The 15,544-nt window shown below is 46.9% G+C and carries 14 protein-coding genes, 1 tRNA gene and 1 pseudogene; 9 read left to right on the forward strand and 7 right to left on the reverse strand.

The window, feature by feature from the left end:
- Window positions 1-66 precede the first annotated feature (66 nt).
- From rlmN to hisF, 3 genes are all read right to left on the reverse strand, one after another.
- Window positions 67-1,176, reverse strand: a complete 1,110-nt coding sequence (rlmN, locus tag Q0460_RS10465; protein WP_299086667.1) for a 23S rRNA (adenine(2503)-C(2))-methyltransferase RlmN — start codon at window positions 1,174-1,176, stop codon at window positions 67-69.
- Window positions 1,173-1,718 (reverse strand): purine-nucleoside phosphorylase, encoded by a 546-nt coding sequence (locus Q0460_RS10470; RefSeq protein ID WP_299086669.1) that lies wholly within the window; start codon window positions 1,716-1,718, stop codon window positions 1,173-1,175. Before Q0460_RS10470 ends, rlmN begins: the two co-directional genes overlap by 4 nt.
- Window positions 1,719-2,071: 353 nt before the next feature.
- On the reverse strand, window positions 2,072-2,959 hold the full coding sequence (hisF, locus tag Q0460_RS10475; protein ID WP_299086671.1) for an imidazole glycerol phosphate synthase subunit HisF: 888 nt from the start codon (window positions 2,957-2,959) through the stop codon (window positions 2,072-2,074).
- A 91-nt stretch (window positions 2,960-3,050) separates the two neighbouring features.
- On the opposite strand from hisF, the gene rsmA reads away from it, so the two are divergent.
- From rsmA to ybaK, 5 genes are all read left to right on the forward strand, one after another.
- Window positions 3,051-3,926 (forward strand): 16S rRNA (adenine(1518)-N(6)/adenine(1519)-N(6))-dimethyltransferase RsmA, encoded by an 876-nt coding sequence (rsmA, locus tag Q0460_RS10480; RefSeq protein WP_299086672.1) that lies wholly within the window; start codon window positions 3,051-3,053, stop codon window positions 3,924-3,926.
- A complete protein-coding gene (locus tag Q0460_RS10485; RefSeq protein ID WP_299086674.1) occupies window positions 3,907-6,129 on the forward strand; it encodes a ribonuclease J in 2,223 nt (740 codons plus the stop codon). Before rsmA ends, Q0460_RS10485 begins: the two co-directional genes overlap by 20 nt.
- Before the next feature lie 342 nt (window positions 6,130-6,471).
- A complete protein-coding gene (locus tag Q0460_RS10490; RefSeq protein WP_299086676.1) occupies window positions 6,472-7,434 on the forward strand; it encodes a KpsF/GutQ family sugar-phosphate isomerase in 963 nt (320 codons plus the stop codon).
- A gap of 8 nt (window positions 7,435-7,442) precedes the next feature.
- Window positions 7,443-8,204: a pseudouridine synthase gene (locus tag Q0460_RS10495; RefSeq protein ID WP_299086698.1), complete on the forward strand. Its 762-nt coding sequence runs from the start codon at window positions 7,443-7,445 to the stop codon at window positions 8,202-8,204.
- A gap of 15 nt (window positions 8,205-8,219) precedes the next feature.
- On the forward strand, window positions 8,220-8,693 hold the full coding sequence (gene ybaK / locus Q0460_RS10500) for a Cys-tRNA(Pro) deacylase (RefSeq protein WP_299086678.1): 474 nt from the start codon (window positions 8,220-8,222) through the stop codon (window positions 8,691-8,693).
- 363 nt (window positions 8,694-9,056) lie between these two features.
- On the opposite strand, the gene Q0460_RS10505 is transcribed toward ybaK, so the two are convergent.
- Window positions 9,057-9,620, reverse strand: coding sequence for a LemA family protein (locus Q0460_RS10505; RefSeq protein WP_297962055.1), 564 nt, complete (start codon window positions 9,618-9,620; stop codon window positions 9,057-9,059).
- Between the two features lie 69 nt (window positions 9,621-9,689).
- On the opposite strand from Q0460_RS10505, the gene Q0460_RS10510 reads away from it, so the two are divergent.
- Window positions 9,690-9,766: transfer RNA gene (locus Q0460_RS10510), tRNA-Met, on the forward strand.
- A gap of 348 nt (window positions 9,767-10,114) precedes the next feature.
- The gene (locus tag Q0460_RS10515) at window positions 10,115-10,828 is read left to right on the forward strand and encodes a rhodanese-like domain-containing protein (protein ID WP_299086680.1); all 714 of its coding nucleotides are present in this window, start codon (window positions 10,115-10,117) and stop codon (window positions 10,826-10,828) included.
- Window positions 10,829-11,438: 610 nt separating this feature from the next.
- Here Q0460_RS10515 and Q0460_RS10520 read toward each other — a convergent pair.
- From Q0460_RS10520 to Q0460_RS10530, 3 genes and pseudogenes are all read right to left on the reverse strand, one after another.
- Window positions 11,439-12,227, reverse strand: a complete 789-nt coding sequence (locus tag Q0460_RS10520; protein WP_299086683.1) for a transporter substrate-binding domain-containing protein — start codon at window positions 12,225-12,227, stop codon at window positions 11,439-11,441.
- A gap of 390 nt (window positions 12,228-12,617) precedes the next feature.
- Window positions 12,618-13,619 (reverse strand): iron-sulfur cluster assembly scaffold protein, encoded by a 1,002-nt coding sequence (locus Q0460_RS10525; RefSeq protein ID WP_297922055.1) that lies wholly within the window; start codon window positions 13,617-13,619, stop codon window positions 12,618-12,620.
- 3 nt (window positions 13,620-13,622) lie between these two features.
- Window positions 13,623-14,237: pseudogene (locus tag Q0460_RS10530) on the reverse strand (cysteine desulfurase family protein); the annotation flags it as partial.
- A gap of 3 nt (window positions 14,238-14,240) precedes the next feature.
- On the opposite strand from Q0460_RS10530, the gene Q0460_RS10535 reads away from it, so the two are divergent.
- Entirely contained in the window at window positions 14,241-14,636 is a 396-nt protein-coding gene (locus Q0460_RS10535; protein WP_299086686.1) for an RNA methyltransferase, read from the forward strand.
- 23 nt (window positions 14,637-14,659) lie between these two features.
- The coding region (locus Q0460_RS10540) for a hypothetical protein (RefSeq protein ID WP_299086689.1) at window positions 14,660-15,544 on the forward strand (885 nt) is incomplete at its 3' end.

Below are 15,544 nucleotides of genomic sequence, written 5' to 3' on the forward strand. Positions count from 1 at the left end.
GCTACTCCGTTATAAATTTTTTACTGATCTGCCTTATGATCTGAAAATAATCGCCGAATTTTTCCTCTACTTGTTCGAAATTTTATCGGCACTGATACCACTTTGAGCCGAAATTTTACCTTGTTCGTTTCTTTGCTTGAGCTGTCCGCACGCCGCACTGATATCTAGCCCCTTGCTCTGGCGGATCGTGCAAGTAATGCCGTGCGCGCAGAGATAATCTTGGAATTTCACCATATTTTCAGGGCTTGGCCTGCCAAAGCTTGAGCCTTCGTGCGGATTAAAATAGATCAGATTTACTTTTGCGCGAATGCCGTGCAGAAGCTTCACTAGCGTTTTGGCATCGCTTGAGCGGTCGTTTACGCCATCGATCATTAGGTATTCAAACATCACGCGCTTTCGCAGATCGATTGGGAACTCGCGCACCGCCTGCATGATCGATGCGATATTGTAGGCCCGATTTATCGGCATTAGTTTTTCACGCAGTTCGTCATCCACTGCATGCAGCGAGATCGCGAGTAGCACGCCAAGATCCATTTCGCCAAGCTTTTTTATCTGCGTAGAAAGTCCGCTAGTGCTTATCGTTTGGCGACGCGGCGCTATGGCGAGTCCGTCGTTTTCTTTTAAAATTTGCACAGCTTTGGCAACGTTGTCTAGGTTATTAAGCGGTTCGCCCATCCCCATATATACGACATTGACGCGGCGCTCGTACGGGATCGCGTTCATTTTCTTGATGAGCCAAATTTGAGCCACGATCTCGCCTGGAGTTAAATTCCGTACGAAGCCACCTTTTGCTGTCAGGCAAAAGCTGCAGCCAATTTTGCAACCCACTTGCGAACTTACGCAGATTGAGTAGCGCGCGTGTCTTATAATTTTTTCGTTTTCATCTCGCAGCTCATCCTTCATCGGCAATAAGACACTTTCTATCGTCTTGCCGTCTTTAAGAGCGAAAAGATATTTGATACTGCCATCGCTACTTGTTTCGGATCTGACGCATTCAAGTGGATCTAAATAAAAATTTCGGGCTAAACTTTGGCGGATTTCTTTTGGTAGATTTAGCATTTGTGCAAAGTCGTCCACGTTCTTTTTGTAAATCCATTCGCAAATTTGCTTGGCTCTAAATTTTGGTTCGACGAAATTTTCAAGCTCTTTCATCGTAAAATCAAAGATATTTTTCAAATTAATGCCTTGGTTTTTATATATTTAGTTAAATTTTCTTTTGCGGCGGCGTGGTTTTTTAAAAAATCTACGTGAGCATTTGAATCACAAAAATTCGTCGCACAAAAAATTCCGTAAGCGGGAATTTGAAATTTTTGTGTTACCTTAAGAACCGCAAAAAATTCCATATTCTCTAAAAAATAACCTCGTTCAAAAAATTTTAGCGCAGATTTTTTATCGGTCGTGATAAAATTTGAGCTATTAGTTATTGTTTCATATGAAACATTGGTAGAATTCCTAGCTAGAATTTCATAGCTAATTGGAGAGTATGAAAGCCCATAAAGCGCTGATATTTCGTAGTTTACAGCCGATCTGCTTTCATAAATTTTTAGAATTTTACCCTCTTTGTATAGCCCTGCAGAACCCACGAAAATGATCTCGCTCGGCAAATTTTTTCTATTTTCGCATAAAAATTTAGTCAAATTTATACTCATATCCACTAGCCCTACGCCCATAGGCATGGCAAAATCAAAAATTTCATTTCGTCCGGCAGATATTATCATTTACTCATTCACGCTTTCGTTATTTTTCACTAATCATAGCAAAATGACGATAAATTTAAAGCTAAATTTTGAAATTTTATCGTGGTAAGTTATCTGATAAAATTAAAATCAAATTAAGCAAATATCTAGGAGAGCTATACCCTTACCTTCCATAATGGTAGCAGCGTAGGTGGCGGGTAGAAGATGGAAAAGTATTTAAAAAAGCTTATGATTTAGCTAAAACGAATAAATTTTATCTAAGCAAAATCATACTTGTCAAAAAACTTGCAAGATAATGAAAGGCTGAAATAAAATTAATTGTTTGGTTGCTTTGGCGGCTAAGTTTCAATCCTGCGGTATAAACTTGGCCAAATTTACAGTCTCACTTCGATATTTTGTTCTCGCAAATACGCTTTTAGTGCCTTGATTTCGATTTCTCTGAAGTGAAAGATTGATGCTGCCAAACATGCGTCTGCGCCCGCTAAAAATGCGTCCTTAAAGTGCTCCATTTTACCCGCACCGCCGCTTGCGATCACAGGGATATCAAGCGCGCTAAAAATCCGCGTTAAATTTAACTCAAATCCGTTTTTAACGCCGTCGCAGTCCATCGACGTGAGCAAAATTTCTCCCGCGCCGCGCTCCTGCGCCTCTTTCGCCCAAGCAAGCGCGTCTCTGCCTGTATCTAGCCTACCGCCGTTTATAAACACGCTATAGCCGCAAGGCCCGCCGTTCCCAGTTAAAATTTCACCCTGCGAGCTGCGTGAAGTCTCTCTAAAATTCTGTGCTTCGTTGCGTAAATTTGCGTTCAAATTCCGTATCGCGTCGCGTAAATCGCCGCGCGAAATTTCACTAGAATTTCGTTTCGCGTCGATCGCGACTACGACGCACTGCGAGCCGAATTTATTCGCCGCTTCGTCTATTAAATTCGGATTTTTTATCGCGGCGGAGTTGAGGCTGATCTTATCGCAGCCGACGTTTAGCAGGCGAGAGATGTCATCGATCGTGCGGATGCCACCGCCCACGGTCAGCGGGATAAAAAGCTCGCGCGCAACCCGTTCCACGACGTCCACGATCGTATCGCGCCCCAGATGCGACGCCGTGATATCTAGGAAGCACAGCTCATCCGCGCCCTTTTCGTTGTAGCGTTTGGCTATCTCGACCGGATCGCCCGCATCCACGAGACCTACGAAATTTACGCCCTTTACTACTCGTCCGTCTTTGACGTCTAGGCATGGGATTATGCGTTTTGCGAATCTATTCAAAGCAGCCCTTCATAATAAAATTTTTTATGATTTTAGCCAAATTTTACTTAACATAATGACTTTATAAGTAAAATTTGGCTAGACTCTCGCGATGATTAGGGCGAAAAAAGAGTTCGGGCAAAATTTTTTAAAAGACGAAGCCGTTTTAAACAAGATCATCCAAGCGATTCCCGAGAATGTACAGAATGTCGTTGAGATCGGGGCTGGCTTAGGTGATTTAACTCGTAAGCTTTTGGAATTTTACAGATTAAAAAGTTTCGAGATAGATGAAGATTTATATCAAATTTTAAGCGCTAAATTTGCGCAGCAGATCGCTAGCGGCGAGCTTGAGCTCGTTTTGGGCGATGCTTTGCGGATTTGGCAGGAGCGGGGACTTGAACGCGGCGAATATTTTTTAGTCGCAAATTTGCCCTACTACGTCGCTACGAAGATGATTTTGCAGGCGATCGACGATGAGCTATGCAGCGGATTTTTGGTGATGATCCAAAAGGAAGTCGCTTTAAAATTCTGCGCCAAAGCCGGACAGAGCGATTTTAGCGCCCTTTCGATCCTGGCCGATCTTGCGGGCGGCTGCGAGCTTTTGTTCAACGTTGAGCCCGACTGTTTCGAGCCCGCGCCGAAGGTGACTTCGTCGGTTATGCGGCTATTAAAGCGCAGGAATTTTAGAGGCGTTCATTTTGCGTTGCATCCCGAAGCTGGCATAAACGATCGCGATGCGAAGATGCGCGGCAAGCCGCAAAGCCCCGATGAATACGAGAGATTTAAAAGCTTTTTGCGCGTATCTTTCAGCGCGCCGCGAAAGACGCTTATTAAAAATTTAAGCGCAAAATTTGATAGAGGCTTAGCCGAAGAGATCTTTTTAAATTTGAAAATTCCGCCCACAGTTCGGGCACACGAGTTAAATTCCACCCTTTTTTTAGAAATTTTTAAAAATTTAAAGGTAAAAGATGGAAGAAAACAGAAATGAAAACGGCGTCGAACGACTCAAAAAAAGCAATCGCTATAAAAAACGCAAGGAAAATCTAAAAAAATCTATCGCAAGCGAGGGCTCTGCGGGCGGCGCAGAATTCGGCGGCGAGCATGAAAACGGCTCTCGCAAAAACAAAGGCGCGAAAAACGGGCAAAATTCCGTTCCTTCAAAGGGTCCAAAAAACGGCTCCCGCAACGGATCAAATTCTGCTAGCGGTTCGTCAAACGGCAATTCGAACGGCGCGAGTGGTGCGCATTTCGGCGGCGCATACCCAAAAAGCAACGAAAACGGCGCGGGCGGTTCAAATTTAAACCGCGAGGGCCGCGCAAAACTAGACGGCAATAACGCAAAAAGCGCAAATTCTAACGCCTTAGACGACAACTCTTCAGACGCTCAGAAAAAGAAAAAGCACAAAAAACGCTCAAATATGCCAAAAAGTCTTACTGGTAACGAGCCGTGGCAAAAGGCGATGGAAGAGGCGATCGCGGAAAATAAGCTGATCCACGAGGAGCGCTTGCATCCGCTTAAAAATGCTAACCGCAGCGATGAGACGGTGCGTATCACGCCGCTTGGCGGACTGGGCGAGATCGGCGCGAATATGACCGTTTTTGAGACCAATACGAGTGCCATCATCGTCGATGTGGGCATGAGCTTTCCGGAGGAGAGTATGCTTGGCGTGGATATTTTGATCCCAGATTTTGACTACGTTCGCAAGATAAAAAACAAGATCAAAGGCATCATTATCACGCACGCGCACGAGGATCATATCGGCGCGATGCCATATTTTTTCAAAGAATTTCAATTCCCGATCTACGCTACGCCGCTTCCTTTGGGGATGATAAGCAATAAATTTGAAGAGCACGGCCTAAAAGCCGAGCGTAGCTACTTCCGTCCCGTGCAGAAGCGTCAGCTCTATCAGATCGGCGATTTTGAGGTTGAGTTTATTCATATAACGCACTCGATTATCGATGCAAGCGCGCTTGCAATCACAACGAAAGCGGGCACGATCATCCATACGGGCGATTTTAAGATCGATCACACGCCGATTGACGGCTATCCGACTGATCTGAACCGCCTAGCTTATTACGGCGATCGCGGAGTTATGCTTTTGATGAGCGATAGCACGAACTCGCACAAAGAGGGGATCACAAAGTCCGAAAGCTCGGTAGGCAAGACCTTTGATACGATATTTTCAAGCTGTAAGGGGCGCGTGATAATGAGCACCTTCAGCTCAAACATCCACCGCGTCTATCAGGCTATTGAGCGCGGTGTAAAATACGGCCGCAAGGTTTGCGTCATCGGGCGAAGCATGGAGCGGAATTTATTTACCGCGATGGAGCTTGGATATGTAAATTTAGACAAAAAAATCTTCGTCGATGCCGATCAGGTCTCCAAATACCCCGATAATGAGGTTTTGATCGTAACCACCGGCTCGCAGGGCGAGACGATGAGCGCGCTGTACCGCATGGCGACGGATGAGCACAAATATATCAAGATCAAATCCACCGATCAGGTAATCATCAGCGCTAAGGCGATCCCCGGCAACGAAAGTAGTGTCTCGACCGTGCTTAACTATCTGCTAAAAAGCGGTGCAAAGGTCGCGTATCAGGACTTCAGCGAGATACACGTAAGCGGGCACGCCTCAATCGAGGAGCAAAAGCTTATGCTGCGCCTGATAAAGCCGAAATTTTTCCTACCTGTGCATGGCGAGTACAACCACATCGTAAAGCACAAAGAAACTGCGATGGAGTGCGGCATCGAGGAGAAAAATATCTATCTGATGAACGATGGCGATCAGATGGAGGTTTGCGAAAAATATCTAAAGCGCGTCAAGACCGTCAAGACGGGCAAGGTCTTCATCGATAATCAGATCAACAAGCAGATCTCCGACGAGATCGTCAAGCACCGTCAAAATTTAGCTGATGCGGGCGTCGCGGTAATCATCGCGCAGATCGACAAAAACGAAAAAAGGCTCATCCAGACGCGCGTCATCACCTACGGGCTCGTTGCCGATAACCAAACGGCGCACTTTACCAAAGAGATGCAGGGCATCATCGAGCAGTTTTTAGCGAATTTAAAAGATGAAATTTTGCTCGATCACTGGGCGCTGGAGGGCAAGATTCGCCAGGCTGTGCGAAAGCACATCTTTAGAAAGATCAAAAAATATCCGACCATTGTGCCGGTGATTTATTTGATGTAAGCGAGGCTAAATTTAGCGTGCAAGGCGGATTCGATCTGCGGCGGGCAAGTGAAATTTTAATGGCGCCGGTTAGCGCTCGGGTCTGAAATTTTGCGATGTGAGCGAGCTTTGCAGCGTTGGAATTTCAAAGCGGCAAGTAAAATTTCGAGCGCAAAATTTCGGCGTAAAGCAAAATTTAAAGAGCGTCTAGCAAGCCTGCGGTGAGCAGGCAGGGGAGCGCGGCGATTTTGTAGATTAGAATTTTATGGTGTAAATTTCAAAGGCGTGAAATTTTAGCTAGCTCAAATTTAGACGCGGCGCAAAGAGGCACAAAATGAAGGCAAATTTTAAAAAGAAGGTTGAATGAGTGAAATTTTAGATACGGCACGAGAGGTGCTGAGGCTCGAAGGAGCGGAGCTTTTGCGGCATGTGGATCTTATCGGCGGCGAAATTGAGCGAGCCGTAAACTTGATCCTAGCTTGCAAGGGCAAGGTAATCGTCACCGGCGTGGGTAAGAGCGGACACATAGGCGCCAAGATCGCTGCGACGCTTGCCAGCACCGGCACGCCGTCGTTTTTCGTCCACCCTACCGAGGCGCTGCACGGAGATTTGGGCATGATCGGCAAGGACGATATGGTGCTTGCGATCAGCTTTAGCGGCGAGAGCGAGGAGCTGGTTAGAATTCTGCCTCATCTCAAACGCTTCGGCGTGAAGATCATCGCGATGGCGCGCGATAAAAACAGCTCGCTCGGTAAGGTTAGCGATGAGTTCATAAGCCTTGGTATCGTCAAAGAGGCTTGCCCGCTAGGTGCCGCGCCTACGGTTTCTACGACGCTAACACTTGCGTTAGGAGACGCGTTAGCGATCTGTTTGATGAGACAGCGTAGATTCGGTAAAGAAGATTTTGCAAATTTTCATCCCGGTGGAAGCCTAGGCAAGCGACTTTTCGTCAAAGTAAAGGACGTGATGCAAAGTAAAAATTTGCCGCTCGCAAACCGTAACGCCAGCCTAAAACAAGCTATCGACGTTATGACGCACGGAAAGCTCGGCACCGTCTTGTTAGTGAACGAAAAGGGCGCGCTTGAGGCGATTTTAAGTGATGGCGATCTGCGGCGTGCGCTGATGCGAGAGGATTTTGACATCAATGACGGCGCGCTAAAATATGCCACCAAAAACCCTAAAATGCTGGATGATAAAAATATGCTCGCAATAGATGCGTTAAATTTGATCGAGCAATTCAAAATTCAAGTCCTACCCGTAGTCGAAAATGGCGTGCCCGCGGGGATCTTGCATATTCACGATCTAACGAGCTTGGGACTAAAATAATGCAAAAGATGCGTCTGAATAAATTTATCTCCCATAACACCGGCTACTCGCGCCGTGAGGCGGACGAGCTGATCAAGCAGGGCAAAGTTAGCATTAACGGTCGCGTCGTTAGCGATTTTATAGAGGTTAGCGGCGAGGAGAAGATCCGCATAGGCTTGCGCCTTATCAAGCCCAAGACGGAATTTACGATGATCGTTTATAACAAACGCAAAGGCGAGTTAGTTACTAAAAAAGACGATCGCGGCAGGCGGACGATTTACGATAGCTTGCCGGAGGGGTTTAGTAGATTTGTTAGCGTAGGGCGTTTGGATTTTGCAAGCGAAGGGCTTTTGCTGCTAACCGATGCGCCCGCGATCGCTACGGCGCTGATGAACAGCGACATCGAGCGAGAGTACTATCTAAAGGTAAAAGGCGAGGTGAAGGAGGAGGTCGTAACGGCGATCCGCGAAGGCTTTTTCGCCGCAGATGCGAGCAAGGGCGCGCACGCCAAAAGCAAGATCAAATCGATGGAATTTAAACCCTTTTTGGGCTATCGCATAATGCCTAGCAGCGGCGGTTATACGAAGATAAAAGCGATCATTAACGAGGGCCAAAACCGCGAGCTGCGTAGATTTTTCGGCTATTTCGATCTGGACGTCGTGGAGCTTAAGCGCACGGCATTCGGCAGAATGAGCCTTGGAACGCTAAAGCCCGGCAAATGGCGCTATTTTGATCAGAGCGAATACGAAGATCTGCGCGATTTTTTGAAAGAAAACAAAATCCGCTATTAAATTTAAGGAGGCGAAATGAGTTCAAAGACAAACGCTGCGCGCGTACTGGATAGCTTGAAAATTCCCTACGAGATCAAAGAATATGCGGTGGATCCTTTAAATTTAGACGCGGTGCACGTGGCAAACAGCGTGAACGAGCCGATCGAACGTGTCTATAAAACGATAGTTTGCACGGCGGATCACGAATATGTCGTAGCCTGCCTACAAGGTGATCTAAATCTGGATCTCAAGGCGCTAGCGCACATCTGCGGCGCGAAGCGTTGCGAGCTGATGGATTTGAAGGATTTACAAAAGGTCACGGGCTACGTCAGGGGCGGCTGCTCGCCGCTTGGGATGAAAAAGCACTTCCGCACCTTCATCGACGAGCGAGCGCTAACGCAGGAGAAAATTTACGTTAGCGCGGGCGTACGCGGAAAACAGATCGCTCTTGCACCGAAGGATCTCGCAACTGCGACCGAAGCGCAAATTTGTAAAATTACTCACAACTAACGAGGCGTTACTTTTGCCGCCGCTTCTGCAAGTAACATCGGCGGCAAGCTAGCCAAAATTTACGCTGCGAAATTTAGACTTTTAAAATTTGGCGTTGCGCCGTTTATTAAAACAAGCTCCTGCGCGCCGAGAAAATACAAATCAAATTAGTTTTATAAATTTTATTGTTAAAATTCTAAGTACCGCGCATCGCAAAATATCTCAAACGAGATGACGAGCAGGCGGGGGTGCGAAGCAAACCCTTTAAAGCGCATATATTTTGCGCGCGATCTGTTTTGCTCGCTATAAATTTAGCCTTGTGGCACTAAGCGTTATTCGCGATAAAATTTTAAAATTTCATCGTAAATTTTCTACGTCTCGCGCCTATTTTTTGAAAAGCTCAGAGACGTTCGGAGCTTGCTTTTCTTGCTCGCTGGCGGCGAAAAATTCTGCCTTGGCGAAGTTGAAAACGCTAGCGATGATATTGGTAGGAAACATCTCGCAGGCGTTGTTATAAACCGTAACGGCGCCGTTATAAGCGCGGCGTGCGGCGCTGATCTGCTCCTCGCACTCGCCTAACGCGTTTTGTAGCTTGGCAAAGGATTCGTTAGCCTTGAGGTTCGGATACGCCTCCACCGCGATGCGGATCTGCCCTAAAAGAGCCGAAATTTCGCTATTTAGCTTAAATTTATCCGCGTTAGAAGCCGCGTTGATCGCCTGTGAGCGAAGTTCGCTAACGCGCGTTAGCACGGCGTTTTCGTGGCTCATATATTCGCGCGTAGCGCTAACTAAATTTGGGATGAGGTCGTAGCGCTTTTTAAGCTGCGTATCGACGGTGGAAGCGATATTTCTCACCTGGTTGCGCTTAGCGATGAACGAGTTGTAAACGCCCACTAACGCCAAAACTAACAAAACTATGACGACTAATAAAATCAAAGCCGCATTCATTTTCTCTCCTTTTAAAGTGTTTCAATTAAAAATAAGAATATTTAGCTATACTGCCGTTTCTTTATTCGTGTCAAGGTAGCTCAGCTGGTTAGAGCGCTGGTCTCATAAGCCGGAGGTCGAGAGTTCAAGTCTCTCTCTTGACACCATCTTAATCCCTTTAAGAGCCGCAACGGCGCCCCGAAAAGTTTGGGATTATATCTTACTTATACTTGAAAAATAATGAAAATTAGCAAAAGTAGAAAATTTACCTTCGGGCAAATGTGAGTTTTTTGGATTTGTTGCTTCGCCTCAAAAAGACAAATTTGCGCAAAGCATCTTTATCTACGAGCCTTTAAGCTATTTTGGCAAAAGTTTTTTATTTGAGTCTCTTTCGCGTTTTCGCGTCGGCAAATCTCGCGTCGGCATAATCTAACGCATTCCGCACAAATTCACACTATTTAGCTAAATTTTTGATATAATCTCCCGCTTTAAAAGCTAAAATTCAAAGGAAACATATGAAATTTATTTCTCACAAAATTTTAAAAAGCGCGGTTTTACTGGCGGCATTGGGATCTTTTGCGACTTGCGGCGCCGAGACGCAGCAGCCTAGCGGCTATGCAATAAGCGGCGCGGCGCTATCAGCAATAGAGGAGGACAATAGAGCAAAAGAAAATTATCTGGTCATTGACGTTAGAAGCGCGGAGGAGTACGCCGCAGGCCACATAAAACACGCGATCAACATCCCTCTTGGGGAGCTGGAAAGTAGGCTGGACGAGATAAGCGCCTACAAGGATAGAAACGTCGTGCTTTATTGCAATACCGGTAATCGCAGCGGCAAGGCGCTTGATCTGCTTAAACAAAAGGGCTTTAGCATGCTTATGAACGCGCCCGGAGTGAAGCAGTACGACTACGAGCTGTATAAGGTCGGCAGCATAAACGCGAAGGGGTTTTTGAAAATAGCAAATGAGCCGAACGTGCTGATCATCGACGCTAGGCAGAAGCAGGACTACGACGCGGGGCATATGAAGGGCGCGATAAATATCCCGTACGGCGAGCCTTTGGAAAACTACAAGGACGTGCTTGAGGCCAACAAAGACAAAAAGATAATCACGCACTGCTACAGCGGCAACCGCAGCGCCAAGCTCGCCAAAGCCTTAAATGAGCGAGGCTACAACGTCACAAATCTACTCGACGGCACGAAAGAGTATAATTACGAGCTGGTGAAGTAAATCGAGATTGGCTCTTGAGGTAAAATTTCGCGACCATTTTTTGTATTCGCCGCGTCTTTGTAATATGCAGCTTCGCGGCATCCGATAAGACAGGCGCCGCTAAATTTGAAATTATTTGCTCCGCCTGCTCATTTAGCGTGCACTTTGCATAGGATTCGCCTTTGATACAAAGCGAAATTTTGGCTCCCCCATACCGAGGCGACAATAGCGCTTGGGAGTTTAACTCCTTTTAGAGAAATTTTTGAAATTTAAATCATAAAGTTGTAGCAAAAAAGCAAATATTTAGAGCTAAAAATAGAATTTTATAAGTTAGCGCGGATTTTACGGAACGTAAAATTAAAACGGACTCTATAAAAATTGTGTAAATTTTAAATGCAGCCGAATCGCTTAAAAATTTTACTTCCGAAAATGAAATTTCGCGCTAGTGGTGCGCGCGTTTTAAATAGCCTCACAAATCCCGATAAAATTTACACTTTAGGAGAGGCAAGCAAAATCAAAGCCGAATTCTAAAAGCAAATTAAGCCCGCAACGTATTTTTCTAGCTCTATCATTACAATGAACCGAATTTTGCGCGGGAATCAAACGCACGAATTAAATTCTGCACGAAATTTTATTCAACCAAGAATTCCTTCTTATCGATTGTGCCGTGATAAAAAATCTCGAGCGTATCATCAAAAGTCTTATCCAAAAATCCATCTTTTTTTAGTCCTGCTAAAGATGTATTGATTAGCTCTAGCAGCGCATTATTGCCCTTCTGCACGGCGATTGCGTTGTAAGTTTGCTTACCTAGACCATCCAAAGCAACCTGCGTTTTATTATCGATGATTGCGTATGCGTGCAGGATTAGGTTATCATCGACATGCACGGCATTTTTCGCCCTTTTGAAAGCACGGTAGCATTTAGCCGAGCTGGCGCAAAAGTTTAAATTCTTTCTAAAGCCAGCTTTGCGTAAGAAATTGTGAATAGGAGAGTGTTTGATGACAAAAATCCTCTTTTTGCGCAGCTGATCGAAGCTCGTGACATTTTCGTCTTTTTTGGCTAGCACACCTACCTGCACCTTAAAATAAGGCTCCGAAAAATCTACTTTTTTCGCTCGCGCGGGCGTCGGAGTAAAGGTCGCAATCACCATATCTGCTTCATTGCGCTGTAAAGCGCTAATGCGCCTTGAAGCCGTGATCGGGATAAATTTTACCTTGCCAGGATTATCGCCGAAAATCTCCTTACCGAGCTTTTCGCCAAGAGCAATCTCAAATCCCCTGTATTTGCCGTCTACGAGCGCACTAAACGGCGGCTGATCGTTATATACACCGATGCGAACGAGCCTATCTTTTTTGATCTGATCCAAAGAATTTGCAGATAGAAAACCAAGTAGCAGAGTCGCCAAAACAAATACTTTCATTTGCTCTCCTTTTAGTTGAAATAAGGCGCAATTATAATAAAAAGAAATTATAGCCAGCTAAAATTCTGCGATTTATGGCGCATTTTCATCTAAATTTATGAAAAGATGAAATTCATGGAGAAAATTCTATGCCTGGTTTACAAACGAAATCTCATAAAAAACTTACACGAGCGAAATAAGGCGTTTTTAATTAAATTTATAGACAAAATTTTATAGATGAATTTCACGCTAAAAAACCTTAGCTAAATTTACGATATTCTTAAAAGCAAGCACCGAAATTCTACGCAGATTTGGCTAAGGGGTGGAATTTAGCTCCGATGTTGCGCAGAAGCTCAAGCTCTTAAAATTTCGTCAAGACCAAGCCAAGATGAAACGTAGCGGCCGATAAGTTTAGATCGGCATCACGCGGATGTTTGGACTAAGGTTTTCTTGCAAGACGTTTTCGATCGCGTATAATGTACCACTCGCACCACTGGCGCAGCCGCTGCAAGCACCTAGGTAGCGGATATAGATGTCCGTTTTGCCGTCGTCTGCGGGTCTGATGTCTATGACATCGAGATTGCCGCCGTCCATCTGAAGCATCGGGCGGATATCCTCGTCAAGTACCCCTTCGACAGCTTTAAATTTACCGATCAAATTTAGCTGCTCAAAGCTCATCTCGGCTCCCGCTTTCGCGCTAGTAGCGGCACTCGCGTTGGCTTGAGCTTGAAGCCTCTCTCGCTCCATCTCCTCTCTGGTTTGCTTTAAAATATCGACCAGATAGTAATCCTTCTCCTCGTGTCCGCCCGGGCGCACGCAGGATTTACAAAACGCGCCCGCTTTGGTGTATTGCGTGATCTCTTCGACCGTGTGAAGATCATTTAGGCGGATCACCTCTTTGATCGTACCGAGGCTTACGCGCGCGCAGTCGCACACGATGATCTCATCCTCAAAATGCGCAGGATCGACGCCCTTATAGTTCGCCGCAGCCTGCTTGATGACGTCGTATGCCATTACAGAGCAGTGCATCTTTTGCGGCGGCACGGCAGGCTCATCGGGGTTGTCGCGCATCGCGTGCTCTACGTCTAAATTCGTAATTTTCACCGCTTGATCGACGGTCTTTCCGATACAAAGCTCGGCCATCGTATCCGAACTCGCAATCGCCGTGCCGCAACCGAAGCTTTTAAATTTAGCGTCTAAAATTCTATCAGTCTTAGGATCGATCAACCAATACAGCCGCACCGCATCGCCGCAACTCTCGGCGCCGAAGTCCGCGACCACTAGCTTACCACCTCTAGCCTTCGCTTCCTCCTCGGTGATCTCGCCCATATAGCGAGGATTATTCATGCGGTCCTGCACTTTTTGCGAGTATTGCTCCCAGATAGAGCCGTTTATCAAACTGTTTTTTGCCATTTTTTATCCTTTATTTTTCTCATAACCTTGCGGCGCGTAAGCAAACGTACTTGAAATCCCGCGCAGACGGGCGATAGCTTTACCAATATGTTCGATCGCGTAATCGATCTCCGCCTCCGTCGTAAAGCGCGACAGCGAAAGCCTTAGCGCCGTATGCGCCAGCTCCTTATCTGCGCCGATCGCTTCCATTATCGGATTATTCTCGAGCGCCTCGCTCGCACACGCAGAGCCAGTAGAAGCGGCAATACCAACTTTATTCAGATCCCACAGCATCGCCTCTCCCTCGACGCCTTGGATCGAGGCGAGGATAGTGTTTGGCACGCGAATGCTGCGATCGCCCACGACGCTTACGTTTGAAATTTGCAAAAGCGCATCCTCCAGCTTATCGCGCAGTCTGCTTACCTGAGTACGCTCAAAATCCATAAATTTATTCGCTAGCTCCAAGGCTTTGCCGAGCCCCACAATGCCCGCAACGTTTAACGTGCCGCTGCGGCGTCCACCCATCTGCTCGCCGCCGTGAAGCAGGCTCGTAAGCGGCTTGCTATCTTTGATATAAAGCGCTCCGATGCCCTTTGGAGCGTGAAATTTATGCCCCGAAAGGCTCAAAAAATCCACATCCGCATGGCCGACTGGTTTGGCATCGCGCACATCTTTTGTTCGCCCAACACGGCCGAAGCCTACAATCCCAAAGTGGTGCAAGCCACCATGGGCAGCATTGCTCACGTGGCCATTCACTACACCGAGCTTCCCCCTCTGCTGGCTGCGTTGCCCCACAATTTCCCCATCTACGGCACGATGTTGGATGGTGAAAACATCTATCAAAAGACGCTGTCGCCCACGGGCATCATCATCATGGGCAACGAGGGCAACGGCCTGTCGCCCGAAACACGTGCATGGGTCAATCAGCGGCTGCTCATCCCTAATTGCTCGACGGCCACCAACAAGGCCGAATCGCTCAACGTGGCCATTGCAACAGCCATCGTATGCTCGGAATTTCGCCGACAAACATTTTTATAACGCAACATCAAATCCATAAAACGATGAACGAAAATTTATTCAAAACGCGCAGCGTGCTGGCCAACATGAAGACCACCATCAACACGCTGCTGCAACACTATCCCACGCTGTTCTATAAAACGTTGATTCCCTATCTCGTGGCGGCCATGGCCCTCACCACACTGCTTTTCAATGGAACCAACGCCGTTGTCAACTTCTATTCAGGCGACGATCCTTCGTTGCTGCAGGTGCTGTTGAGCCTCGTAGCACTGCCCTTAGTCCTGCTACTGCCGGCCGTCGCCATGGGCATCGTCTTCGGCAAGCTCCACCAGCAGCCCCGCGCTCGCTGCATCAAGCGCAACCTCATCGCCGCCCTCGCGTTTGCCCTGCTCACCTTGGCACTCTATCTGCTGCTCGAATGGGCACAGTATGGCGTGCAAACGCTGTGGCCATCGCTCATTCGCGAAAACGATTTAAACGACATGCAAAACATCGAAACCATCAAATACACCCTCACCTTCATCCTGTTGCTACCGTTCTGCCCGCTGAATTTCGCGTTCACAAAATACATCATCACCCCCACCCTGCCCCTGCGCAAAGCCCTGAAAGAGGCCTTCACCACCGGCCGGCGCAACTGGGGTTACCTCGTTTCCAATCAAGCAGCCATCTGCTTCCTCTGCGGCGTGGCCTACTGCCTCATCAGCATACCCGTGAGAATATTGCTCAACGCCTACTATCTCAACGCCATCGGCATGCTGCAAGGCGATGCCAACGGGCTGCCCGCCCACTTCGTTCCCATGATGTTTGCCGTCTGCACGCTCATTGGCCTGCTGCTGTTTCAACTGCTCAACGTCTATGCCGCATTCGAATACTTCATGTATGGTGCCGCTGAGCAACGCGCCCTCGAAAAGCAGCAACATCAGCATTTG

Origin of the sequence: uncultured Campylobacter sp. (assembly GCF_937980635.1) — a bacterium.
In the GTDB taxonomy this organism is placed as follows: Bacteria; Campylobacterota; Campylobacteria; order Campylobacterales; family Campylobacteraceae; genus Campylobacter_B.